The following is a 22,921-nucleotide window of genomic DNA, read 5'->3' on the forward strand; positions in this document are numbered from 1 at the left end:
TGGGTTCGGCTTGCACTTTTGCTCCGGCGCTGCGCGGCCATTACGCGATCGTTACGCGCCCGACACCACGGCCGCGATCGACGACGCCACATACTCCGCGTTGCGTGCATTCAGCCCCGCCACGCACATGCGTCCCGAGCGCAGCACATACACCGCATATTCGCTGCGCAGACGTTCAACCTGGCTTTCGCTCAAGCCCGTGTAGGTGAACATGCCGCGTTGCGCGACGTAACGCGCGCGCATCACTTCATCGACACGGCCGGCGAGTCCGCTGTGGATCGTGCCGCGCATCGCCAGAATCCGCTCGCGCATGGTGGCGAGTTCGGCTTCCCACGAAGCGCGCAACGTTGCGTCGGCGAGCACGTTGGCGACCAGTCGCGCGCCGTGCGTCGGCGGATTGCTGTAGTTCGCGCGCACCGTGGAGCTCAATTGCCCGAGCACGCGGCTCGCTTCTTCCGCGCTGCGGCACACTACGCTCAACGCGCCGACGCGCTCGCCGTACAGCGAGAAATTCTTCGAGAACGAATTGGCGGCGATCAGCGGCACGTCGGCATCGGCCAGCATGCGTACGCAGGCGGCGTCTTCTTCGAGACCGGCGCCGAAACCCTGATAGGCCATGTCGACAAACGCGATCAGCTTGCGGCGCAGCAACACCGGCACCAGTTCGGCCCATTGCGCCGGGCTCAGATCGACGCCGGTCGGGTTATGGCAGCACGCATGCAGCAGCACGATGCTGCCTTCCGGCAGGCGGCCGATGGCGTCGAGCATGTCAGCGAAGCGCAAGCCGCCAGTTTGCTCGTCGTAATACGGATAGGTGTTGACCGTGAGGCCCGCGCCTTCGAACACGACCCGATGGTTTTCCCAGCTCGGATCGCTGATCCAGATCTGCGCACCCGGAAAATAACGTCTCAGGAAATCGGCGCCGACCTTGAGCGCGCCCGACCCGCCGATAGTCTGCAGCGTCGCGATCCGGCCCGCGGCGCGCGCCTCGCTGTTCGCGCCGAAGACCAGCGCCTGCGCGCCGTCGCGATAGAGTGGCAGGCCCGACATCGGCAGATAGGAACGCGGGCCGATCGCGTCGAGCAGCGCGGTTTCGGCGCGGCGCACCGCGCCCATGACCGGCAGCTTGCCGGCGTCGTCGAAATAAATGCCGATGCTCAGATTGACCTTGTTGGGCCGGGGATCGAGTTGGAAGTCCTCGTTCAGGCTCAGGATCGGGTCGCCGGGATAGGCGGGAATATGGTCGAACATGGCAAATCCTTGTATGCGGAGCGAGACGGAAGTCTAAGCGGCTTGGCGGCTTGCGTCGATCAGGAGAAGTCTCAGCTACCAGCGCGCTGCGCACAATCAATCGATTTTTCACGATTCGTAAGTTTTTCTTTAGAATCGACAGATGCCACTCACCCGCGCCACTCTCCGCCAGTTCGAAGCGTTTCTCGCCATCGTCGATTTGCACAGCATCGGCGCGGCGGCGGAACGGCTCGGGCTGACCTCGTCGGCGGTCAGCCAGTTGCTGGCCGAACTGGAAACCGAACTCGGCTTTCGCCTGTTCGATCGCACCACGCGGCGCGTTGATCTGTCGAGCGCGGGGCAGGACTTTTTATCGTCGGCGGAATCGGTGTTGCGGCACGTGCGCGCCGCCGCCCAAACCGCCGACGACATCCGCAACCGCGCCGCCGGCATCGTGCGGGTCGGCGCGCCGCTGGTGCTGGCGGCCACGGCGCTGCCCGCGGCCATCGCCGACTACGCGCGCGACAAACCGAAGGTAGTCGTGCGCATTTACGACACCGTGGTCGAGCAACTGGTGGAGCGCGTGGAAAGCGGCGATGTGGATCTCGCGATCGGACCCGACCGGCAAAGCGGCACGCGCGTGCGCTGCGATCCGGCGTTCGCGAGCCCGTGGGTGATGTGGTGCGCGCCGACGCATCCGTTGAACGCGCGGCGCCGGGTGCAATGGCAGCATTTGCGCGACGTGCCGATCGTCGCCACCGGCCGCGATCACGAGCGTGCGGTCGGGCAGATGCTGGCCAATCTGCCACCGGAGGCGCGCATCATTCCGATGGATGTGGTGGACAATGTCACCACCGCGTTCGGGCTGGCGTCGCAAGGGTTGGCGGTGACGCTCGCGCCGGCGTATGTCGCGCCGCTCGCGCGCACCTTCGGGCTGGTGATGAAGCGTATCGTCGATCCGGAAACGATCCGCGAGGTGTGCGTGTATCGCGCCACGGAGCGCGCGTTATCGCCGCCCGCCGACGGTTTCGCGGATTTCATCGTGCCGTGGCTGAAACGTTGGGACCGTGAGACGCAGGCGGAAGCGCGCGCCAAGCGCAGTTGACAAATGTGACTGACAAACGCAGTTGACTACAGACGCTCTGGCAGCAGACACAGCGCGAACAACTGCCGCTGACTCGAAATACCGAGCCGCGCATAAGCGCGCTTCTGATACGTGATAACGCTGGCCGGTTTGATGCCCATTTGCAGCGCGATCTCCGAGGCGGTGGCGCCTTCGAGCGTGCCGCGCAATACATCCAGTTCACGCGACGTCAGCGCCGGGCACACGCGCCGCACGCGTGCGAGCATCGCGGCCGCCGTCCCCTGCTGATGCTGTCCGTTCAACGCGTAATGGCTCTTCGCCACGTGCGCGAAAAGCGGAGCAACGCGTTCTACCTGCTCCAGTTCGCCCGGCTGAAACACGCCATACGCGCTGTCGCGATACAGATTGATGGAGAGCCACACGTGTTCCATCGGTTGCACGAGCAACGATAAGCGGTCGGACACGTTCGGCTGCGCGTAGCAGGCGGCCCGATAGGCCTCGTTTTCGATCTCGGCGCTTTGCTGCTGATGCAGCACGAGCGCGTCGCGCGAATGCCGGTCCGGCGAGCGTTCGATGATGGTGCGATTGCCGTCCAGCGCGTAGAAATGGGTGGCGTAGCGATCCGCGACGTCGCGCAGAAAGCGTCCGCCGCGATGATCCGCCGCCGACACGGTGCGCGGTTTAGCGTCGAATTCGTAGGCGAAGACGGTGCACTGCGAAACCGGCAGCGTATCGCCGACGATCTTCAGCATGCTGGCCGCGAGCGCATCCGGATCGGCCTGCGAGATCGCCATGACGAGATCGGTTGCACGCAACGTGCTGAGTTGTCCGCTTCCGTGCGGTGCGGCGAGGCGCCAGGAACGCATGATGAGATTCGGCTCGTGCGGCGTAGATAGGGATCCGCCAAGCGTAGCACAGCGGCTATCGGCGCGACTCTTCGCCGCGCCGGCGGCGGTCTGCTCCTAAAGCTGCCACAGCTTGACCGCCAGAAAATCCACCAGCAAGCGCGTTCGCTGGGGGAGACGGCGCGTTTTCACCCACATCGCGTGCAGCGGCAGCGGCGCAAGCTGGAAATCGGGCAACAGCACTTCCACGCTGCCCGCCTCGACCCACTCCTGTATCTGCCAGTAGGCGGCCACGCCAATGCCCATTCCGCCGAGCACGCCGGCGTTCACCGCTGCGACCTGATTGCTGTCGAAACGGCCTGACACGGTCACCGCGATCTCTTCGCCGCCGGGTTCTGCGAGAAGCCAGCGTCCCGGATGCGGGCCGCCGGTTCGCACCACGCATTCATGTTTGAGCAGGTCGCGCGGATGAGCCGGCCGACCGTGCTCCGCGAGATACGCGGGCGCGGCGAACACCACGCGCCGCAGCGTGCCGATCCGCCGCGCGATCAACCGCGAATCGGGTGTTTCGCCGATCCGGATCGTCACGTCTGCGCCGGTCTCGGCGGGATCGCGATAGTCGTCGCTCAGATCCAGCGATAACGTCAGTTGCCGGTGACGCTGCAAAAACTCCGCCGCGAGCGGTGCAACGAATTTCGGGCCGAATAGCGTGGGCGCGTTGACGTGCAGGCGGCCGCTGAGCTGGTGCGCTTCTTCGGCCAGCTCGGTACGCGCCAACTCCAGTTCGCTCAGCGCGCCTTTGACGCGCTCGTAAAAGCGCATGCCCGCCGCGCTCGGTTGCGAGGTGCGGGTGGTGCGCACGATCAGCGTCGAGCCGTGCGCGCGTTCGAGCATTTGCAGCGAGCGGCTCACGGCTTGCAATGAGCGGCCGAGCCGACGGGCGGCGCTCGTCAGACTGCCTTCTTCGACGATCGCCACCAGGGTTTCCAGATCGCGCAGCGCGTCCATAGTCGATTCTCCCGAATATCGTGAGGATGTATCCCGCTTGGTGCGAATTGTGTTTGCCGGACGTGAGAGTAGCATCCTCTGCACCTTCCCTTGCTGCGAGACCGACTATGGATTCATCCGCAATCGAATGCCAGACAGCGCGCCCGACCCAGACCCCAAGCCGCGCCGCCGTGCCGCCGGAACAGAGCGTGCCCACCGCCCGCTTCGCTGCGATGGTCGCGGTCGCCGTGTTGCCGCTTTATGCATCGCAAACGTTGATCGGTCCGCTGGACGCGTCGCTGCATCTCGGCGCGTGGACCACGCTCGTCACCGCGTTGACGCTGCTCGGCTATGCCGTGGGGCTCGTCGGCCTGGTGCCGTTGATCGACCGGCTGCCCAACCGGCCGTTGATCGCCGCGACCTTGCTCGCGCAGATCGCCTGTCTCGCGCTGGCCGCCGTCGCGCCGTTCGCGCCGGTGTTTCTGGCGGCGTCGTTCGCGGTCGGCGTCACGTCGAGCGTGGTGCAGATGCTGGTGCCCGCGGCCGCTTCACTCGCACCGCCGGCTTCGCGCGGCAAGGTGGTCGGCAATGTGATGAGCGGCCTGATGCTCGGCATTCTGTTGTCGCGGCCGCTGGCCAGTCTGATCGGCGGCCTGATGGGTTGGCGCGCTTTCTTCGCGGCTGATTCGCTGGTGCTCGCCGCCGTCGCGCTGGCCGTGGTGCCGCGTCTGCCGGACGTTCGGCCGGCCGGTGCGCCGTCGTATGGGACGTTGCTGGCGTCGATGGGACGGTTGATCACGCAGGAACCGGTGCTGCGCCGGCGCGCGCTGTATCAAGGCCTGCTGATGGCCGGCTTCAACGTGTTCTGGAGCAGCGTCGCGATCGTCTTGACGCATGCGCCGCTCGGACTCGGCAGCAACGCGGTCGCGCTGTTCGCGCTGGCCGGCGGCGGCAGCGTGTTCATCGCGCCGCTGGCGGGCCGCGCCGGCGATCGCGGGTGGTCGAGGCGCGCCACGCTCGTCGCGCATCTGGTTGCGATGACGGCGTCGTTGCTGGCGGCATGCGCGTTGATGCCGGGCGTGTCGCGCGGTGGGTCGATTGCGATGCTGGCTATCGCGGCGTTCTTTATCGACGGCGGTGTGATCGCCGATCAGGCGCTCGGTCGGCGCGCCATCAATCTGCTCGCACCGGAGTCGCGCGGGCGCGTCAACGGGCTGTTCACGGGGCTGTTTTTTATCGGCAGCGCGATCGGCGCGACGATCGCCGGGCCGGCTCTCGCGCATTGGGGCTGGCCGGGCGTGTGCGTGGTCGCGTTGGGGTTCTTCGGCGCGGCGATGGGTTTGCATCTGCGCGATGGTTGGCGGGGGCGTGATGCGGGCTCGTGCTTCTCGCGTCGTGCTGCTGATCTTTGGAACATCCGGATGGACGCGGTGCACCGATTCTCGCTATCCTCTGCCACTGCCCGGCTCGCTGCGGGTCGGCAATAGCGTGATGTCCAACCCGAAAGATAAATGAAAACAACGCATCCATTGCACGGCAAGACTTCTCAAACACGTATCCGGGCAGCACAAGCATTCGTCATTCTCGCCTGCGTCATGGGCACAGTCACAGCGGAGGCCAATACGACATCGGCGCCGTCGTATGTGCCGGCGCAGAGCATTCCATGCACCTATGGGCTGTCTGCCGACGATCTGAAATCCGCGGGTCCGGCAGTGGAACACGCACCTCGCCCGGACGTCGCGGTTCGGGCATCGATCGATGAACGAGGACAGATTAGCGACGTGGTTGTGGAACAGTCGTCGGGCAATGCCGCGTTCGACAATCTCGCCCTGCAGGCATCCCGGCGAGCACAGTGCCGACCTTTTCCCGGTATGGACGGCAAGCCGGTCGCGGTCGAAACGAACTTCGTCTTCAATCTGCCGCAGCCGAACGCCAATGCAACGCACGCCGCCCCGAATCTGGCGGCGGCCGCAATCAATCCGGGCGCTGCGGGTGGCCGCCCTACACCGTCTTTCCCCATGAGCGCCGCCACGCCCCCGCTTCTGGCCGCGGCCCTCCCGTTTGAATTCAGCAAGCCGCTCGATACCAGCACGCTGGCCAGGTTCGGCATCGCGCCCGGCTCGTCCAAGGCGAAGCTATTCGACGACTGGGCCAAAAAACTCGCGGCTGATCCGGACATCAAGAACTACTTCACGTCCGACAACAACCCGGCTAACGCGGGCCCGTTTGCGTTATCGCGCGCGCTGGGCGTGCTGGACGCGATGGCGAGAATCTCGCGGGACGACCGTGAACGGCTGACGCGTTTCACGACACAGGCGCTGGACAATGCGCCGCCGGATTGCGGCGGCATCAAGAATCTGCAGATAATCACGTCGCGCTATCTGTCAATGAGCACCGAGAGCGACGCAGAGCTTCAGGCTCAGTTGGACACGATCTACAACCTGCTCAAGCAAGCCCCCCAGAGCACGCCGCTGCCACAGATCACCCCCGGCCAGCGATTGCAAGGTCAACTCGCGCTCTCGGCGTCCCTCTCGGATGCACTGAAACGCGATCCCGATGAGACCGAAGATCTCGGCCTTCTGATGAGCGGCAAACAGGCGGAGCTTTCGCCTGCCGCGTGGTGTAAAGCCACGCGTTTATACCGGCATGCTTTCGACAAAACGCCGCAACCAGCGCGCGACTGGCTCATGCTTTCGGAGTTGGAAACCCAGCGACGTGCCGCCGCCGTTCTGCTGACCACGCTGAATAATCTCAACGCGATGGCTCAGGCCGCCCGACAGCCCGTCGCCGCGCCTCAGGTGTTCGACTATCCGGAGTTGTTGCGGCGACGCATCCGTCCCAACATCGTCTGGAATGGCAAGGCGAGCCGACTCGAAACGGTGGTCGAAGTCCACTGCGCTCCTTCAGGCAATCTGGAGTCGGTGAAAATTGTCCGCTCGAGCGGTGACCCGGCGTGGGACCGCGCAGCACTTGAAGCGGTCAAGCGGTCCGATCCCATGCCGCTGGACGAAAGCGGCCAGGCGCCCCGGACGTTCAAGATCACGCTGAGACCGGGGGTGTGAGGGTGCGGCGCCATGCCGACCGACCCTAGTCCGATCCCATGTCATCGGACTGCATGACCAGAAAGTCCTCGTAGCGTCGATTCCTGATCCAGGACGGCGCGCGTCCACGGCCGCTCCAGGTCGCCCCGGTGACGGGGTCCTGATACTTCATCCGAAGCGGCCTGGTCTTATACGTGCCGCGCCGGTCCACGCGTAACTGGTTAGGCACCAGGTTGAAGAAGTTCATGACCTGGCGGACATGTTCGATGGCCGCTTTCTGCTCCTGCTGCCACGCGATCAGGATCCGCTCATCGAGTTGCGCGAGTTGCTGTTTCAACGTCTTTACCCTGCCGCTCATACTTTGTTTCCGTAGTACATGACCCGGTCGTTGCACTGCATCCCGGTCTTTGCGATTGCGATCATTCACATATCAAGTGAGATATGAAATGCAATCGTAATACTAGCGAGTTGAATTTTAAATATCAACTGATATCCTTGCGACCATGAACACGGCGAGCAAACCCCAGCGGCTGAGCCGCGAAGAAAGTCGATTGCAGACGCGGACCCATTTGCTGGCTGCGGCGAAGCGTCTGTTTGTCGACCGAGGTTTCGGCGCCACCTCGCTCAGGGATATCGCGACCGAGGCCGGCTATACGCAGGGCGCGTTCTATTCGAATTTCGCGAGCAAAGAAGAACTGTTTGTCGAACTGATGCGAGAGCGGTCGAAGGCGCAAGTGACCGACATTGCCCAAACGCTGAGCGATCCCGCTGCGTCCGCGGACGACATTCTGAGCGCGTTGGAAATGTGGGCGCAGACACTCGATGCCGAGCCCGAGTGGTCCGTGCTGGGCGTTGAATTCAAGCTGATGGGACGCCGCAGTCCTGGTTTTGCAACCGCGGTGCAGGCATTGCTGGACACTCACCGTGACGGCCTCGCCTATTGCATCGGGCAGATTTTCGCCAGACTGAAAAAGGTGCCGCCCGAATCGCCGATCGTATTGGCCACGTCCTTCATGGGCCTCTCGCAAGGCCTCGCATTGCAACGGTCGATGCTGTCCGAAGTGCCTATCGGACACATGATCATGGTGTTTCTGCGCAGCCTGTTAGCCGCGGCGCCGCGTGTGCGCTGATTGACGATGGCGAGGTGATTGCTCATCGGCCTTCGATTGGCGCAGCCATAACAAAGGAGACCGCCGTGAGATTGATGGCCGTGATCGTCACGCTCTTTGCTCTGCTTGCCACACCTGCCCTCGCCGCCGATGTCGGCTTCGTGGAGGTCAAGATAGCGAACGGCGCGGAGCCGCCGCTAACGGCCGGGGTCTGGTATCCGACTGATGCGACGGCGACGCCACATGCTCTGGGCAATGTCACGCAGACGGTGGCGCTCGACGCGCCCATCGACGGTCATAGCCTGCCGCTGGTGGTGATGTCGCATGGCGGCGGAGGGTGGTACGGCAGCCATTACGACACGGCGCTAGCCCTGGCTCACGCGGGCTTCGTGGTGGCGGCTGTCAGCCACGCCGGCGACACGTTCGATGACCAGAGCCGCGTGTTGCAATTGTGGCGCCGTCCCGCGCAACTTCATCGTTTGTTGGACTACATCCTCGACGACTGGCGTTGGCATGAGCGGCTGGATGCGGGCCGCGTCGGCGCATTCGGCTTTTCTAACGGCGGCTTCACCGTGCTCGTAGCCGCGGGCGGGATTCCGGATCTTTCGAAGATCGCACCGTATTGCGAGGCTCATCCTGAGCATGACCTTTGCACGGCCTTGAAACAGGCCGGTGTCGATCTTCATTCGATCCCGGAGGTTCCCGCCAGTGCCTGGGTCCACGACCCACGCATTAAAGCCCTCGTCATCGCCGCGCCCGCGTTCGGCTTCAGCTTCGGCCGCGCAGGGCTCAGCAGCGTGCACGCCCCGATCCAACTCTGGCGAGCTGCCGATGATCGTCATCAGCCAGATCCGTATTATGAGGAAGCTGTGCGCGGCGATCTGCCTCAGGCACCTGAATATCGTGTGGTTCCTGATGCAGGGCATTACGACTTTCTGCCGCCCTGCGATACGCGGCTGTCCCGGAAGATGCCGGAAATCTGCAATAGCCAGCCGGGCTTCGACCGTGCGGCGTTCCATGAACAATTCAATGCCGACGTGGTGCAGTTCTTTCAGGCGACGCTGCGATAGCCGTTTGCGAGACTTTTACCGCCAGCCGGTCGTATGAGGTCACTCGTGGTGAGCGGAGCATTTCAATGCGAACGACACTTGTTCTATTTCCCTCACTGCATTAGGCTTTGGCCTATGAACCCGTCCCAAATCCACTCGATTATTACCGCCGCGAAAATCTCGGCGGGATAGCTATTGAGTTGACAATAAGCCATCACAACCCGCCCAGAAGGCGGGTTTTTGCTTTCTGGGCGCTAATCGGAGCGCCACGAAATGACGAGTAAGAACACGTTGGATACTGCAGTTGGCCTTTGCGATGCGGCCGTTCTGCATATGGTCTGCGGCAAGATTGCGTCGGGCAAGTCCACGCTCACGGCTCGCCTGGCCGATGCTCAGCGGACGGTTCTGATCAGCGAAGACGTATGGATCGCGCGTCTTTATCCGGACGAAATTCATACGCTGGCGGACTATGTGCGCTGCGCGGCACGCTTGAAGACGGTCCTCACCGAACACATTCAGTCGCTTCTTGCGGGGGGAATATCCGTGGTATTGGACTTCCCGTTTAACACGATCGACACGCGTACATGGGGACATGCTTTAGCGCGAGCTATCGGCTGTGAGCATCGGCTTCACTATCTGGAAGTGAGCGACGAGATTTGCAAATCTCGCTTAAGGGCAAGGAACGCGTCAGGCGAGCATCCGTTCGAGACTTCTGAAGCGCAGTATGAATTGATCACTCGTTATTTCGTCCCGCCGACCGCAGATGAAGGGTTTGAGCTTGTTGTCTACGATGAGACGGGGAGTGTTCGTGGACTGAGTGCGGCGGAGATGGGATTGTTCGGAATGCCCGATACAAGCTCATTGCTGTAGACGAAACATAAGTCGTGAAAGAACTGAACCCTCACTTCCGAGGGACGGCGAATGTCGAACTCCTGCCGGTTTCATTTCGCGACACGGGCGCTCGAGAAGCGCGGACACGAGTTCGTCAACAGGCTTGCCGGCATCTTTCGAACGAAATGCAGTTCCCGCCAAAGCAACGCCCATGGAGCACCAGGCCATCCATTCCAGCGTTGCCAACTCGACGGACTCCCGTGTTTTCCAGGTGCGGCGATGAATCAGTTCGGCCTTGTACAAACCGTTGATTGTCTCGGCCAGTGCGTTATCGTAACTGTCGCCACGTCTACCCGCCGAGGGCTCGATGCCCGCTTCGGCCAATCGCTCGCTATAGCGAATGCTAACGTATTGCGAGCCTCTGTCGGAGTGATGTATCAACGTTCCATCGCCGCCTGGGCGCCGCGCATAAAGTGCCTGTTCAAGTGCATCCAGAACGAAGTCTGTAGTCATCGACGAACTGACGCGCCAACCGACAATCCGTCGCGCGAACGCGTTTGCCGCACTTGCGAAGTACGACCAGCAGCAGCGGATTCTGAAGGATGGCGAAGCATCGCTGGCGCAGGCCCGCGAATCGACATCGGCCGGCTATCGCAACGGCAGAAACAGCCAGCTCGATGTGGTCGAGGCGGATGCGCAACTTCAACATATTCAGGAAGCACGCATCCTGGCGCAGTCGGCGAGCGCGCGTTCAGCCATCGCAACGTTCAAGGCGCTGGGTGGCGGATGGAATAGCGGGCCGGGGACAACGGGACAGACCGTTGCGAACCGTTAGAGATGATTGGCGGAGACAAGGCTTGCAGAGCGTCCGACCGGGGCGAGTGCATTCGCTTGCGCGAGTGGGCCAGCAGACGCCGGTTGCTCTCCCATCAGGCTTTCAATTTGCTTCGCGACCAGTTTCGCCATGTGGGCGGCATCGGCGTCCACCGTCGACTTCCTGTCTCCCACCGCTTTCTCGGCCGCGCCTACCGCTAGCGAACCGGTGCCGAGGGACGAGATCGCGCCGGGTTTTTTCCCGCTCGTCGAATCGAGATCAAACGCCAGCATGACTGTCGCGTGTCCCGCCGTCACCGACGACACCGTCACGTGGGCCTTGAGATCGCTGGCGCCGCTGCCCAGGCCGATCATCACCCGCTCGCTCTTGCTGCCCTCGTCTATCGCTGTAAATTCGCCGTCTACCACGAGGCTCGTCCCTCTGCGTTCAGCGTCGGCATTGCCGGTCGTTGCTGCCGCAATGTGGTCGGTAGCGAGTTGATCGGCCAGCGCCTTGCCGAATACGGCTTGAACGTGCTGAGCCAGCACGTCGGGTGTCGAGTCCGCATCTTTCCCATGTTTCACCAGCCGGTTCCTGCGCAAACGGCCGGCGATAGACTGATCGAGCGAGACGGCATCGGCGCGAACCGCGAAGTCGTGAATGGCGACCCGGTCAGGCTTCGGAACGATTTGCCCTTTGCCATCCTGCTCGACCGACTGCACCTTTGCGCGCCCACTCCAGAAGTTGCCAACGCTGCTCTGGGCGTGCGCTACCTGAATTTGCATGACCGCCACAAGCGTAGCTGCGATGAGCGTCGGTTTCATCTTTCGTCCTTTGGGGAACCGGCTCGCCGGACGGCCTCGCGAGCCCCGACAACTCTTTGGTGAGTCGTGGAGACAAGCTAGTTAGCTGGTGTGAAACCGATCTTCGCGGCTCCGCTCTTTAGCGGCCATCCGTTTGCGACGAAGCGACACGATGTGTCGCGAAACGACGCCGATCGGGCGCGACCGAACCCGGGCGGCTGGCGAAAGACTTCATCTCCTGAACCGAGGTCGTTGCCATGCGTGCGCTTTCAAATTCTCCCTTCCGACACGTAGTCCACTTCGCGATATCGCGGCAACCGCGCGCCGCCTCATCGCGTCACGAGGCTGAGTTCGTTGCCCCGACCCGGGGCGATCGGAATAGGTTGCGAGAGATAGCCGTTCGCCGGATCGCGGACATACTCAAGGTAGGCGTTCCCATAATCGAACGCGTTTTCCGCGAGGATCAGTGCGCCGCTTCTTAAGCGCGGTTCGAGCAACTTCAAGATGGGCAGATACAGGCTGAACGCACCGTCGAGCAGAACCAGGTCGATTTCACCCGGCACCTCGGCGAGCGTCTCGCGCGCATCCCCTACGCGGATGTCGACCAGATCGGCGAGGCCCGCGGCTTCGAGGTTGGCACGCGCGCGCGCCGCTTTGCCAGGTTCCAGCTCACTGCCGATCAGCTGTCCACCGCCCATGTCGCGCAGTGCTGCCGCCAGATAGACGGTGGACACCCCCATCGACGTCCCAAACTCGACGATCCGCGTTGCCTTGCTTGCGCGCGCGCATTGGTAGAGGAATTGCCCGTAGGCCGGCGTCACGTTCAGGAAGTTGTTCACGTAGCCGTGATAGAAGCCGCGCAGATCCCGGCGTTCTTCGGCGAAATGTTCGGCGATCGAGTCGGCCAACAACTGCTCCGGCTGGTCGCTCTCGCTGAAGGCTGCCATCAGCGCGCCATCGGCTTGCTCCGCTTCCGCGAACATACGCTGCAAGGTCTGGGCGACGCGCCCGGTGCTCAATGAATTCATGGTGTCGAGTGCTCTGAAGAGGTTCGGAAATTTTTCGGCGGATGCGGTTGGGACCGTCCCGCTCAGCCGATCGGTCAGTGCCCATGGGCATGCTAAATAACCTTGCTCTTGGCAGCATCAGGAAACTTGGCCAAAATATGTGGAGTTCTTGCCAATCAACCTACTGACGCGCAGCGCGTCCATCGGGCCACGCCATGCCGGTTCTCAGCCAGTTGTCAGATCCCTCGGAATGGCTGGATCCCGACGATGTGCCCCGTCCCGTGGTGACGGTTGGCGCGACCGGTTTCGACATGAAAACGCTCGATGAAAAGGCGGCCGCCCTGTATCGGGAACGGAAGGAAATGGGCGCGCATCATCATCGCAAGGGCGAACTGATGCTTGCGATGCACGGAGTGCTCACGTGCGAGGTGGAAGGCAGCTTATGGATCGTTCCGCCGCAGAGCGCGATCTGGGTGCCGGGCGGCGTCGTGCATAAGTTCGTCGCCGCCGGCAGGCTCGAGTGCTACGTCGCCTTCATCGATCCGGGCGTCGCGTCAAACTTGCCGTCCGCGTGCTGCGCCCTTTCCGCGACGCCGCTGTTGCGCGAACTGCTCATCCGTTCCGCCAGCCTGCCCACCATGTATGTGGACGGTGGCATTGAATCGCATCTTGTCACGCTGCTGCTGGATGAAATCGCGGCAGCGCCGATCGGCAACCTTCATCTACCGATGCCAACCGATACGCGATTGCGCAGGATCGTCGAGATGATCACGGCCAATCCCGCCGATCGCAGCACGATAGAGATATGGGCGCGGCGAGTCGGCATGAGCGAGCGCACCCTGGCTCGTGCGCTCACCAGTCAGACGGGCATGAGTTTTGGGCGCTGGCGACAGCAACTTCATCTCATGCTGGCCGTGCAATGGCTGGGCGCTGGGGCATCGGTGCAGCAGGTCGCTGACGATCTGGGCTACGAGAGCGCAAGCAGCTTCGTGTCGATGTTCCGCAAAAAGCTCGGCTCTCCGCCCGCGCGTTATATGTCGGAGCGGGCTTGATGGAGATCGCTTCGTGTTGAGTGCCGCGCTTGGTGCTGCGCCTGGGTCGGTCCATGCTCGCTCCTGCCGCCGCAATGTTGACGCGGCCCGATAGGGACAACTGCGTGTGACGCAGGGTGACCCCGTTGCGGTGGTCTCTGCCTGGACGGCTATGCCTTCGATGACGGATCGACCCGCATGCCACGCGGATCGACCCGTCGGGTATCGCCGAGCCCGTCAGGAGAAGTTCGACGAAATATTTTCAATGTGGTCAGGGAGATAACCTGCCGCATGCGCCCCGCGCAACCCGCCTGCGCCGAGCGCCGCCGTGCTGGCCGCCGTATGGGCAGCGCCGTTACGCGCGAAGCCTGCCGCCGCTGCAATTTTGTCGGCCGACGTGGCGGCGCCGGGCCCATTGGCGGCCGCATGTTCGAATGCCGAGAGCTTCGCCATATTCTCGGCCGTGGCCGGCAGCTTGCGTAGTGCCTGCCCTTGCGCGCCACCCGACTCGTTCACGACCTTCGGAGAAACCCCGGTCGTGAAGCTAAACACTTTCTTGGCCATGTCCTGCACCTGACCCACACTGTGCGGCGGTCGCTGCAAGGCGCCCAACTGCGGGTGCGCCGAACTGTCGCTCGACGCGGTGCCGACATTTTCCTTTGGCTTGGCGCTGGATTGCTGCGGCGCGGACGTGTTTTGAACCGGGGTTCTGCTTGAGACTCCGTCCAATGGCATGCTGACCTCCTTGAATCGGTTGACGTAGGTGCGGGAAGGATGTTCCCGCAGTGCCTGGACGCCCTTGGCGCTATCGCTTGCTTATGGCAGAGCGAAGCCGACCATACGGGGCGTTAGTCGATCTTGAGTGCGGCCGACGATTTCGTCGTTGAGAGGTGCGAAGCTAGCGCCACGGGAGCGAACTGGAACTACGGGTTTTCGGATGAGGAGGCGTGTGGGGTCGGGGGAAATAGGCGCGCGTACTGTGCGCGTCGTCAGCACGCAGCGAGACGAGACGCTCCGTCACTGGCAAGTCGGGCTACTCGCTTTCGAGGCGGCCCTCATAAAATCCCAATCGCTCGTAGACGATGGAAAAGCGGTCTCCCAACTCCGATTGAAGATGATCACGCATCGCGAACGCCGCCGCTTCGAAGCGCTCGTACTCGTGCGCATCCCATGGCCCGGGGTCTGGCGGATATTCCCAGTTGAGGGATAGGTCATGCCACACAGTTATCTCTGCAAGCTTTCTTCGCGTCTCATCGGCTAACGGCAGCGAGTCTTCAATCGGACCTACTCCGTATTGGCGACGAGTTGTGTCGTCTCCCACCCAAATACAGCCACCGCCCCACTCGAACATGAGCCTGAGTCGATAATTTTCGGCCATCTTTTATCCCAATCAAAAACACGTCCGATAGTACGTGCCGACGGTAGAAGTCGCAGGGAGAAAAACTCCTTTCACCCGTTAGTCGCCTACCCAACCTTTGCGCGAACTTTCTTTATCGCCCCGGAACGGTCCGTCAGCGCTCTACAAAACGGCTGGTCAATCCGTATCAGGAACGCCCATATGCGGATTCAGTTCGACCAGCTCTCGAACCAGACCGGCAGTGATTATGAAGCCGCAATGGGTACAAACGCCGTTCTCGGTTTGCTTACCGCAGCAGGGACAAAACCATCGTCCTAGTCTGAACTGAAAGGCTTTACGGGAAGGGAGAACCCCTTCCAACGCAGCCGTCTCAAACTGCGCTCGAATAGAACGGCTAAACAGGGCGCCCGTCGACAGGCATCGGAACTCTCCCGCGGCGGTGTCTACGAGTTTTGCGGCGCAATAAGGACAATGCATTGAATATCGGGTGTGGGCAACCTGGTTGCTGACAATCTTCGACGAGATGCCCGAAGTCCGCAAGTGGCTGGACCTGGCCCGAGGTGACCGGCGCGGGCGCAATCAAGCGCCGGGACGCACAAATTGCAGCCCGAATTTCACGTTATAAGCCAGGAACTTCCCATCGGGTGTCGCGACGAGTCCCGTGATATTTGCTCGTTGGAAGTCGTCCAGATTAGAGTCATCGTCGGCGTGAAGGCTCACAGTCAGAGCCCCGTCCCTCTCGACAATAACTTTGTAGTCATAGTCCACGACCGTCCCGAAACAAATGATCTCGCCTCCATCCACAACCAGCTCTGAAAACGGATCATCTGCGGCTATCCAATGGCCCTGCATTTGCTCAGGGAGCGGCTCTTCACGTCGTAATCGATTCACGCTTGCCTCTCATCCACGAAGGAGATAAATGGCATTGTCGGCAATCTAAGCGGCGATGTCGAACGGCCGTTCCTGCCCGACATGTGCCTGAGGTCGATGCTCATCAATAGCATCATGCGACAGAATCCGGGCATTCTCCCGCCTTCCAGGCTGCATAGGCTTTTTTTGTGGGGCGTCGCAGGATGCATTGCTATTCTTTTGATTGGAGTCCCCATGCTCCAAGCCCTGAATCTACGCCATTGACCTCTTGCTCCCTTGCCCATTCGGGTCAATCGTCAATGCCGCCATTGCCGACCAATCCCTGTCCCCCATACCTGCTTCCACAGTCGCGGCCATCTGCCCATACACAGCCGCGAGCATTGGCAAAGACCGGCCGGCCTGTTCGGCTGCTTCGGACGCGATACGCAGATCCTTCAATCCAAGCGACGCCTTGAAGCCAGGCTCAAATTGACCGGCGACAATACTCGCCGAATAGACCTGATACGAACGGCTGCCGAACAGCGTGTTCAGGATCAGTTCGAAGAACGGTTCGCGAGCAAGCCCATTGGCTTCGGTCAGCACCACGGCTTCCGCCATCGCCTCGATCGCCATCGTGATCATCATGTTGCAGGCGATCTTTGCGGCATTCGCGGCCGGCGCGTGAGCGCCCATGTCCCAGACACGTTTGCTGATTGCATCGAGCAACGGTCCGACCTTCGTCAGCGCGTGCGGCGCGCCGCCGGCCAGCACGTTGAGCTCGCCCTTCTCCGCAACATCCGGACGCCCGAGGACCGGCGCCGACACATAGTCGATCCCCGCGGCTTCGTGCAGCGCAACGAGTTCGCGTGCGAAGGCCACGGAAATCGTCGACGAAACGACATGCACCAGCCCGGGCTTTGCATGCTTCAGCACGCCGGGATCGAGCAGCGTCGCGCGGATCACACTGTCCTCAGGCAGCATCGTGAGCACGGCGTCGCTCTGGAACGCATCGATGGGTGACGCGACCATCGTCACGCCTTCAACCGAACCGCCTGAACGGTTCCATGCCTTCACTGTGTGACCCGCTTGCACGAGATTTCGCGCCATCGCCCGGCCCATTGCGCCGAGACCAATCATGCCGATATCCATCTGCGTTCTCCTTTTCGACTGGGGATACAACATCAGCGCACGGCTTCCTCATGCGCGGCTTCCGTCTTCAATATGAGCCATTCGAGCACCGGCGCGAGCGCGGCGTCGGAGTTCTTTTCGTAGATCAGGCCGTGTCCGTTGCCGCGCACGTCGTGATCGGCGAGATCCATCAACTCGGCCGACGCGCCGCACGCGTTGAGAAACGCGGCCGTCGGCGGGCTGGCCGCGGCGAATTCGGAGGCCTCCGCTGTCACGATCAGAATCGGCAAATCGCTTAGCGCGGGCAATGCGTACGTGCCGGGCGCTGCGTTGCGCACGTCGTCAGGGTTCGCTGCCGACGGCTCGAAACGCAACGGCGCAGCGGTGGGCCCCCAGCGCATAGAACCGATGTTGGGAATCTGGGCGAAGGGCGGCCCCATCGGCTCGATCGCTGCAATCGCCTTGACGAGATGGGGACGACGGTCGGCGACGAGCCAGCCGTCTGGACCCGACGCGGAATGCGTAATCAGGATCGCGGGTCCGATGCGGTCGAGCAGCGCCGCGGTGCGATCCGCGTCCATCGTCTCTGACGCTTCGAGGTCGGCCGGCAGCGGCCCGTATCCCGCGATGAACTCGTCCATCGCAGACGCGTCGTCTGCGGCAAACGGCCATTGCGTATGCCGCGGATCGTCGCCGGGAAAGTAGATCTGCCGCCCTCCTTCGTACGAAAACGGCGGCCCCATCGTCCCCAAGGTGTCGACGTGATACGGCGAGCGTCCATGCCCGGGCCGGTCGACCACCAGCACCGCATAGCCCGCTTCAACCAGACGCTGCGCCCAGCCGGGACGGCCGTCCGGCGTATCGAACCATTCCGTGCCCTGAAAACCACCACCATGCATCAGCACGACCGGCCATTGACGCGTGACCTGCTCCGGCGCTTCCCATTCCACGTACATCGGTCCGCGCTGAACCGTCCGGTTGCCGATCTCCACGCGCTCGCCGGGAATCCAGAAGTGACCGCGCCTGATCGTGCGTGAGGGCACGGTCGTCCACGGGGCAAATGTTTGAGTCATCGGCATCTCCTGCTCAGACCGAAACGGCACGTACGTGCTCGTTGAATTATTGGAGCGATCACTATATATTTCACAAAACGACGATGCAAGGTATTTGTGTAGTGACCACTACTTTAAAGACAACCGCGAAGCGAGGCCGCGGCCGCCCTCGTGCCTTCGACCCCGAAGCGGCATTGGCCGTCGCTCAACGACTGTTCCACGCGTCCGGCTACGACGGCGTCGGACTGAGCGCGCTGACCAGTGAACTCGGCATCACGCCGTCCAGCTTTTACATGGCGTTCGAGAGCAAGGCGGTGTTCTTCGAGCGCGTCCTGGAACGCTATGCGCGCACCGAAATCGCGCTAGCGGATGTGCTGGAGGCCGGTCGGCCAACGGGCGAGGCACTCGCTGATTTGCTCGAGCGTGCGGCTCGAACGTATGCACGCGACCCGGAGCGGCTGGGTTGTCTGGTACTCGAAGCGGCGCGCGGCGCCGACAGCGAAAGCGCGCTGATGGCGCGCCGTACCGCGGAAGGCCGGCGCGCACAGGTTCGCGCCTTTATCGCCGAAACCCATCCCGAAGCCGCCGATGTCGTCACGGACTTCATATCGACCGTCATGTCGGGGCTGTCCGCGAGTGCGCGCGAAGGCATGGGGGAAGCACGGCTCGTCAAGGTGTCGCGCGCCGCGGCGGAGAGCGTTGAGGTGATGCTTCGTTGAATGCGTCGGAAGTTCGGCTCGCGATATGTATTCAATCGATGGCCGCACACGCACATTCGGCGGCGCTGACGGTTTGGGCGATAAGCGTTGACATGGTCATCGGCCACGCACCACCTGGAGCCGGCGTTACTGCCGCGCATCGACCCATCAGACCATCGGGCCATCGGCTTTCCGAGAATGGCGCTGCGCCCTACGACCACCACCCGCTTGCCAGATACGCCGATCTTGTAATGGGCCAGCAAGCGCATGATGCTGGCGGGCTTTGCCCTTCATGCTGACGTAAGTCGCCGACGAAGGATCATCTCCTACCAGGATCGTGGCCAGTATGGCTGTCTGGCCGCCATTTCTTGCCTTGATGGACGTAACGTGTTCGGATAGTTCCCGCTCGCGCAAGGCCGCTACTGCTTTACCGTCGAGAAGTATGCTCATGCGTTTTCCCCTTGTATGACGCATCGGGAACGGGCATCGCTCACCATCCCATCCAGCATTTTGAACAGTTAAATTATCGAGCCGCAACAACATTCGTCGAAATGACTTCAGCCCACCACAGCAACACGTCGTATCGCACGGTATCGCTCGAAACCGACCGCCTGCTTCTGCTTCCACCCACGCTCGACGATTTCGAAGCCTTGCATTCGATGTGGTCGGACAGACAGGTCGTCGCTCAAGTCATCGACGCGCCACTCACCGAGGAAGAGGTTTGGGCGCGGTTACATCGGATCGTGGGGCACTGGGCGCTGCTCGGGTTCGGTCATTGGATTGTCCGGGAAAAGCACAGTGGGAAATTTGTCGGCGAGGTGGGGTTCTTTCGATTCAAGCGCGCGCTAACCGCCGACTTCGACAACGCGCACGAAATCGGCTGGATGTTTGCGAAAGACTCACAGGGACGCGGTTATGCCACCGAGGCGGCGACAGCGGCGCTAGAGTGGCTGGAGGCAGATTCTCCCTGCAAGGAAACGGTATGCCTCATTGCCCCTGACAATCCCGCGTCGCTAGCCGTGGCGAAAAAGCTCGCGTATGAAATAAAGGATGAGGTTACCTACCGCGGCAGGTCGATGCTAGTTTTGCGGCGGGAAACGTCCTCGAATTAGACATCGCAAGACATTGCGTTCACCACCCGGCGACCTCGAAGCGGGACCGACGATTCCGTCGCTCCCGCCCCGCCCATGTCGCTCTACTCGTCACGCCACCCGAACGCTCCGTATCATCGCCGCCAGGATGTAGCCCGCAATCCGCGGGTTCTCCTTGATCCTCCGTGTGCTATAGCCATACCAGTCATGACCGTACGGCACATACACGCGCACGATGAAACCTTGTGCGAGCAAATCGTCGCGCAATGGTTCGCACACGCCGAGCAGCATCTGAAATTCGAATCGTGACCGGTCAATCCGCTCGCGTCGCAGCCAGTCGATCAGCGCATCGATCAATTCGGTGTCATGCGTTGCAATGCCGACAAACGATCCCGCCTCTATCGCGCTCTCAACGTGACGAACGAAGTGAGCGTTGATCGCGGCGCGGTCTTTCGATGCACCGTCGACGAGATGCTCGTTTGCCTCCGCGTAGATTCCCTTGCAGATGCGCAGCCGGCTCTTGCGTGCCTGCAACGGGACAATGTCCTCGTTCGTCCGTGTCAGATACGCCTGAAGGGCGATCCCAACCGGATACCCATCGGCTTCGAGACGGAGGAACGCGTCGAGCGTTTTCTGGGTGCAATTGACGTCTTCCATGTCGATGCACGCGCTGATGTCGTATGGCGCGGCCGCCCGCAGAATGGTCGAGACGCGCTTCATGCAGGCGCCTTCGTCGAGATGTAGCCCCAACGCGGTTAATTTTATCGACAGCTCCGCCCGCATATTGTTTGCGCCGAGTGCGTCGACGAGATCGAGATAATCGCGAGTCATCGACTCGGCCTGATCGAACGAAGAAGCCGACTCGCCCAGCACATCGACGGTTGCTCGAAAGCCTGCCGCGTCGAGCGACTGGATGCGTGCACAGGCATCGTCGAGCGTTTCGCCGGCGATATAGCGACGCGAAATCTTACGGATCAGCGAACGAGGAACGAACGGGATGGCGCGCGCCGCCATCGTATTGAGAATACGCATGTTGTGGTCTCGTGAAAATGCAGTCGCGCGAATCGGGATGCAATCAGTCGATTCGAGCGACATCACCGGACTGTGTTGTTCACAGAGTCCGGAGCGAACGCCCACGTGGATGCATCACTGCATCGACTCAGGCTTTCAGTGCGTTTTCGAGGGAGGCCAGGCTGCTGCGTGCATGGTTCGAGTAAAGGTTATTGCGGTTGACTGCGGAAGAAGTCGAAGCCTGCTTTCGTTCTTTCAATAAGGCGGCACGATCGTAGCACGAGCCTGTCCAACCGAATGGCGGTTCCTGCAGGTAAGCAATAGTGACTTTCACGATCCGCCTCGCTTAGCTGGAACCCATTTGCCTCACTGCGGCGCACGCTCGATCGTGACGTTTCGAATCACGACCTCGGTTCGCCCGTCTTCGTCGTCAATGGACTGGGTCCAGGCGATGTTGTAATCGGTCAACCACACGGAATGCCAACTCTCATTCTTGCCGCGCGTCACGGTGTCCGTGCACTGCAGACCGATAGCCGTGCCCGTCAGCGACGGGAAGATCGTCGACGCGGGCACCGCCTGACCAATCTCGCAGCGCCTCGACTTCACGCCCTTCCGGGAGGGTTGCGGCACGGCGAGTTCAAGGCTTTGCCCGGGCACGAGCTCGCGGTCGGCCGCGGGAATCGCGGCCTCGTCCTCGATCGTGCTCCGTTGAGTCAAATCGGTGCCTTTCACCACGACTTGCGTGCGCAAGACAGCGATACCGTAGCTCAACGTAAAAGCCGACCACCTGTCTGCATTGGCGACATCGGCAATCACACCGTTATTGCGCCGATTGATAAAGACGTTTTTGAACGCCACATTGTCGGCGGGCGTCTTCTCGTTCACCCAGTCGGCTTCGAAGGTCAAACGCGAATACGGCAACGGATGGCTACCGTCGGCAGGCAAGTGACGGCGAAGCGTCTCGGGCAATTGACGCTCGTCGAACGCGTCGTCGAGATAGGCCGACGGGTTATCGAGCACGGTCTCGAATGCCGCCTTTTGACCGCTCATCATGCGGATAAATTCGAACGACGCACGCTGCCGCACGGGCTCAGGTAAACCGGTGATTGCGTCGACCGAGAATGCGAGGATGCCGCATGCGCCCGGTGGATAGCCATGCGTTCCCGGCGCGACGGGCGGCGTCGCATTCAACTGTGCGTCCGCGTCGAGAAGATCCGTCACGCTGTACTGATCCTGCGGATGCTGCGATTTTCCGCTATTGATCGAGATTTCCAGAATCTCCATTAAGTCCTCGATAACGCGAGGCGACGCCGTCTTTGCGAAGCCGATGAAGTCAGAGCCAGCCATCGACGGCAGGTGACAGTCTTTCTGCGAGTCCATGGCCATGTCTTTGAGCAACTGCAGCATTCGCAGCCGATCGTCCGCCGAGAGAGGCGCCGACCAGAATTTCTGCGGGTCGCCAGCCCGCTGCGCCAAAGCAGCCTTCCATGCGGGATCGCTGGAGAATTTCGCAAGCCAGCGCATCAACACCTTCCCCTGCCCGGAGTCCGGATCGATACCGGCCGCGAGCAGATTGCCGCGATACTGCGCCACGCTCAGCGTGGTTCCGCCCGCTGTCGCCGCGTGCTGCGGTGACGAGTCCGATATCGACGACGCCGGTTCGGGCGGCGCGCCGGACATATCAAGGCCATAGGCCGCCGCCGTTGAAAACATCAACAGCGCGCCGAGCATTCTTATGGTGGTTGTCATTTTTTTTTCAGAGCAGATCTGGCTGCGGAAACAGATGAAGCCGTTTTGCGACCGTCTTGTCAGTGAGTCGTGATGAGTTTTTTCCTTAGCCGACGTTAACGGCATGCAGTGGAAGAACTTGATTGCGATCGCGTCTATCAAGGCACTCCTTATAC

General features: G+C 61.8%; 24 protein-coding genes and 1 pseudogene. 8 read left to right on the forward strand and 17 right to left on the reverse strand.

Translation table 11 applies throughout. The annotated features are described in order from the left end of the window. Positions 1–51: 51 nt before the first annotated feature. Entirely contained in the window at positions 52–1,251 is a 1,200-nt protein-coding gene (locus FA94_RS28445) for an amino acid aminotransferase (protein ID WP_035557625.1), read from the reverse strand. A gap of 142 nt (positions 1,252–1,393) precedes the next feature. Between FA94_RS28445 and FA94_RS28450 the strand changes: the two genes are divergently transcribed. Continuing rightward, entirely contained in the window at positions 1,394–2,335 is a 942-nt protein-coding gene (locus FA94_RS28450) for a LysR family transcriptional regulator (protein WP_035557628.1), read from the forward strand. A 26-nt stretch (positions 2,336–2,361) separates the two neighbouring features. On the opposite strand, the gene FA94_RS28455 is transcribed toward FA94_RS28450, so the two are convergent. Together FA94_RS28455 and FA94_RS28460 are read right to left on the reverse strand one after the other, a co-directional pair. Further along, on the reverse strand, positions 2,362–3,180 hold the full coding sequence (locus FA94_RS28455) for a helix-turn-helix transcriptional regulator (RefSeq protein ID WP_035557630.1): 819 nt from the start codon (positions 3,178–3,180) through the stop codon (positions 2,362–2,364). Positions 3,181–3,276: 96 nt separating this feature from the next. Further along, positions 3,277–4,167 (reverse strand): LysR family transcriptional regulator, encoded by an 891-nt coding sequence (locus FA94_RS28460; RefSeq protein ID WP_035557631.1) that lies wholly within the window; start codon positions 4,165–4,167, stop codon positions 3,277–3,279. A 107-nt stretch (positions 4,168–4,274) separates the two neighbouring features. On the opposite strand from FA94_RS28460, the gene FA94_RS28465 reads away from it, so the two are divergent. Continuing rightward, entirely contained in the window at positions 4,275–5,633 is a 1,359-nt protein-coding gene (locus FA94_RS28465) for an MFS transporter (protein WP_081936192.1), read from the forward strand. Between the two features lie 24 nt (positions 5,634–5,657). Beyond that, positions 5,658–7,208 (forward strand): TonB family protein, encoded by a 1,551-nt coding sequence (locus tag FA94_RS28470; RefSeq protein WP_231585048.1) that lies wholly within the window; start codon positions 5,658–5,660, stop codon positions 7,206–7,208. 25 nt (positions 7,209–7,233) lie between these two features. On the opposite strand, the gene FA94_RS28475 is transcribed toward FA94_RS28470, so the two are convergent. After that, positions 7,234–7,545 carry an H-NS histone family protein gene (locus FA94_RS28475; protein WP_035557633.1) on the reverse strand — a complete coding sequence of 104 codons (312 nt, stop codon included), beginning with the start codon at positions 7,543–7,545 and terminating at the stop codon, positions 7,234–7,236. Between the two features lie 193 nt (positions 7,546–7,738). On the opposite strand from FA94_RS28475, the gene FA94_RS28480 reads away from it, so the two are divergent. From FA94_RS28480 to FA94_RS28490, 3 genes are all read left to right on the forward strand, one after another. Beyond that, positions 7,739–8,317, forward strand: a complete 579-nt coding sequence (locus FA94_RS28480; RefSeq protein WP_231585049.1) for a TetR/AcrR family transcriptional regulator — start codon at positions 7,739–7,741, stop codon at positions 8,315–8,317. Positions 8,318–8,391: 74 nt separating this feature from the next. Continuing rightward, positions 8,392–9,366 (forward strand): alpha/beta hydrolase family protein, encoded by a 975-nt coding sequence (locus FA94_RS28485; protein WP_035557637.1) that lies wholly within the window; start codon positions 8,392–8,394, stop codon positions 9,364–9,366. A gap of 252 nt (positions 9,367–9,618) precedes the next feature. Beyond that, on the forward strand, positions 9,619–10,215 hold the full coding sequence (locus FA94_RS28490) for a P-loop nucleotide/nucleoside kinase family protein (RefSeq protein WP_051980831.1): 597 nt from the start codon (positions 9,619–9,621) through the stop codon (positions 10,213–10,215). Positions 10,216–10,395: 180 nt separating this feature from the next. Here the strand turns inward: FA94_RS28490 and FA94_RS38260 are convergent. The 3 genes and pseudogenes from FA94_RS38260 to FA94_RS28500 form a co-directional block, all read right to left on the reverse strand. Further along, positions 10,396–10,758: pseudogene (locus FA94_RS38260) on the reverse strand (DDE-type integrase/transposase/recombinase); the annotation flags it as partial. Positions 10,759–11,007: 249 nt separating this feature from the next. Next, on the reverse strand, positions 11,008–11,814 hold the full coding sequence (locus tag FA94_RS28495; RefSeq protein WP_035557639.1) for a DUF4410 domain-containing protein: 807 nt from the start codon (positions 11,812–11,814) through the stop codon (positions 11,008–11,010). Between the two features lie 308 nt (positions 11,815–12,122). Beyond that, a complete protein-coding gene (locus FA94_RS28500; protein ID WP_035557640.1) occupies positions 12,123–12,821 on the reverse strand; it encodes an O-methyltransferase in 699 nt (232 codons plus the stop codon). Positions 12,822–13,015: 194 nt separating this feature from the next. Here FA94_RS28500 and FA94_RS28505 point away from each other — a divergent pair, with 194 nt between their 5' ends. Then, positions 13,016–13,852 carry an AraC family transcriptional regulator gene (locus FA94_RS28505; RefSeq protein WP_035557642.1) on the forward strand — a complete coding sequence of 279 codons (837 nt, stop codon included), beginning with the start codon at positions 13,016–13,018 and terminating at the stop codon, positions 13,850–13,852. A 216-nt stretch (positions 13,853–14,068) separates the two neighbouring features. Here FA94_RS28505 and FA94_RS28510 read toward each other — a convergent pair whose 3' ends face one another. The 7 genes from FA94_RS28510 to FA94_RS38265 form a co-directional block, all read right to left on the reverse strand. Further along, complete coding sequence (locus FA94_RS28510) at positions 14,069–14,566, reverse strand: hypothetical protein (RefSeq protein WP_035557644.1); 498 nt, start codon at positions 14,564–14,566, stop codon at positions 14,069–14,071. Between the two features lie 298 nt (positions 14,567–14,864). After that, positions 14,865–15,209: an immunity protein CdiI family protein gene (locus FA94_RS28515; RefSeq protein WP_051980833.1), complete on the reverse strand. Its 345-nt coding sequence runs from the start codon at positions 15,207–15,209 to the stop codon at positions 14,865–14,867. A gap of 558 nt (positions 15,210–15,767) precedes the next feature. Then, complete coding sequence (locus FA94_RS28520) at positions 15,768–16,079, reverse strand: hypothetical protein (RefSeq protein WP_197070253.1); 312 nt, start codon at positions 16,077–16,079, stop codon at positions 15,768–15,770. A gap of 231 nt (positions 16,080–16,310) precedes the next feature. Beyond that, positions 16,311–17,186 (reverse strand): NAD(P)-dependent oxidoreductase, encoded by an 876-nt coding sequence (locus FA94_RS28525; RefSeq protein WP_035557646.1) that lies wholly within the window; start codon positions 17,184–17,186, stop codon positions 16,311–16,313. 32 nt (positions 17,187–17,218) lie between these two features. Further along, positions 17,219–18,238 (reverse strand): alpha/beta hydrolase, encoded by a 1,020-nt coding sequence (locus tag FA94_RS28530; protein ID WP_156126725.1) that lies wholly within the window; start codon positions 18,236–18,238, stop codon positions 17,219–17,221. Between the two features lie 319 nt (positions 18,239–18,557). Continuing rightward, positions 18,558–19,184 (reverse strand): hypothetical protein, encoded by a 627-nt coding sequence (locus FA94_RS39945; protein WP_353611451.1) that lies wholly within the window; start codon positions 19,182–19,184, stop codon positions 18,558–18,560. After that, entirely contained in the window at positions 19,084–19,458 is a 375-nt protein-coding gene (locus tag FA94_RS38265) for a tetrahydrofolate dehydrogenase/cyclohydrolase catalytic domain-containing protein (RefSeq protein WP_502690850.1), read from the reverse strand. The genes FA94_RS39945 and FA94_RS38265 overlap by 101 nt, the downstream gene beginning before the upstream one ends. On the opposite strand from FA94_RS38265, the gene FA94_RS28540 reads away from it, so the two are divergent. Next, a complete protein-coding gene (locus FA94_RS28540) occupies positions 19,377–20,027 on the forward strand; it encodes a GNAT family N-acetyltransferase (RefSeq protein WP_156126726.1) in 651 nt (216 codons plus the stop codon). The genes FA94_RS38265 and FA94_RS28540 overlap by 82 nt on opposite strands. Before the next feature lie 90 nt (positions 20,028–20,117). Here the strand turns inward: FA94_RS28540 and FA94_RS28545 are convergent, their stop codons facing one another. From FA94_RS28545 to FA94_RS28550, 3 genes are all read right to left on the reverse strand, one after another. Beyond that, a complete protein-coding gene (locus FA94_RS28545) occupies positions 20,118–21,038 on the reverse strand; it encodes a proline dehydrogenase family protein (protein WP_035557652.1) in 921 nt (306 codons plus the stop codon). A 127-nt stretch (positions 21,039–21,165) separates the two neighbouring features. Beyond that, positions 21,166–21,351 carry a hypothetical protein gene (locus FA94_RS38855; RefSeq protein ID WP_156126727.1) on the reverse strand — a complete coding sequence of 62 codons (186 nt, stop codon included), beginning with the start codon at positions 21,349–21,351 and terminating at the stop codon, positions 21,166–21,168. A 32-nt stretch (positions 21,352–21,383) separates the two neighbouring features. Beyond that, the gene (locus FA94_RS28550; protein WP_156126728.1) at positions 21,384–22,907 is read right to left on the reverse strand and encodes a hypothetical protein; all 1,524 of its coding nucleotides are present in this window, start codon (positions 22,905–22,907) and stop codon (positions 21,384–21,386) included. Positions 22,908–22,921 lie beyond the last annotated feature (14 nt).

It is taken from the genome of Burkholderia sp. 9120, from assembly GCF_000745015.1.
Classification (GTDB): domain Bacteria; phylum Pseudomonadota; class Gammaproteobacteria; order Burkholderiales; family Burkholderiaceae; genus Paraburkholderia.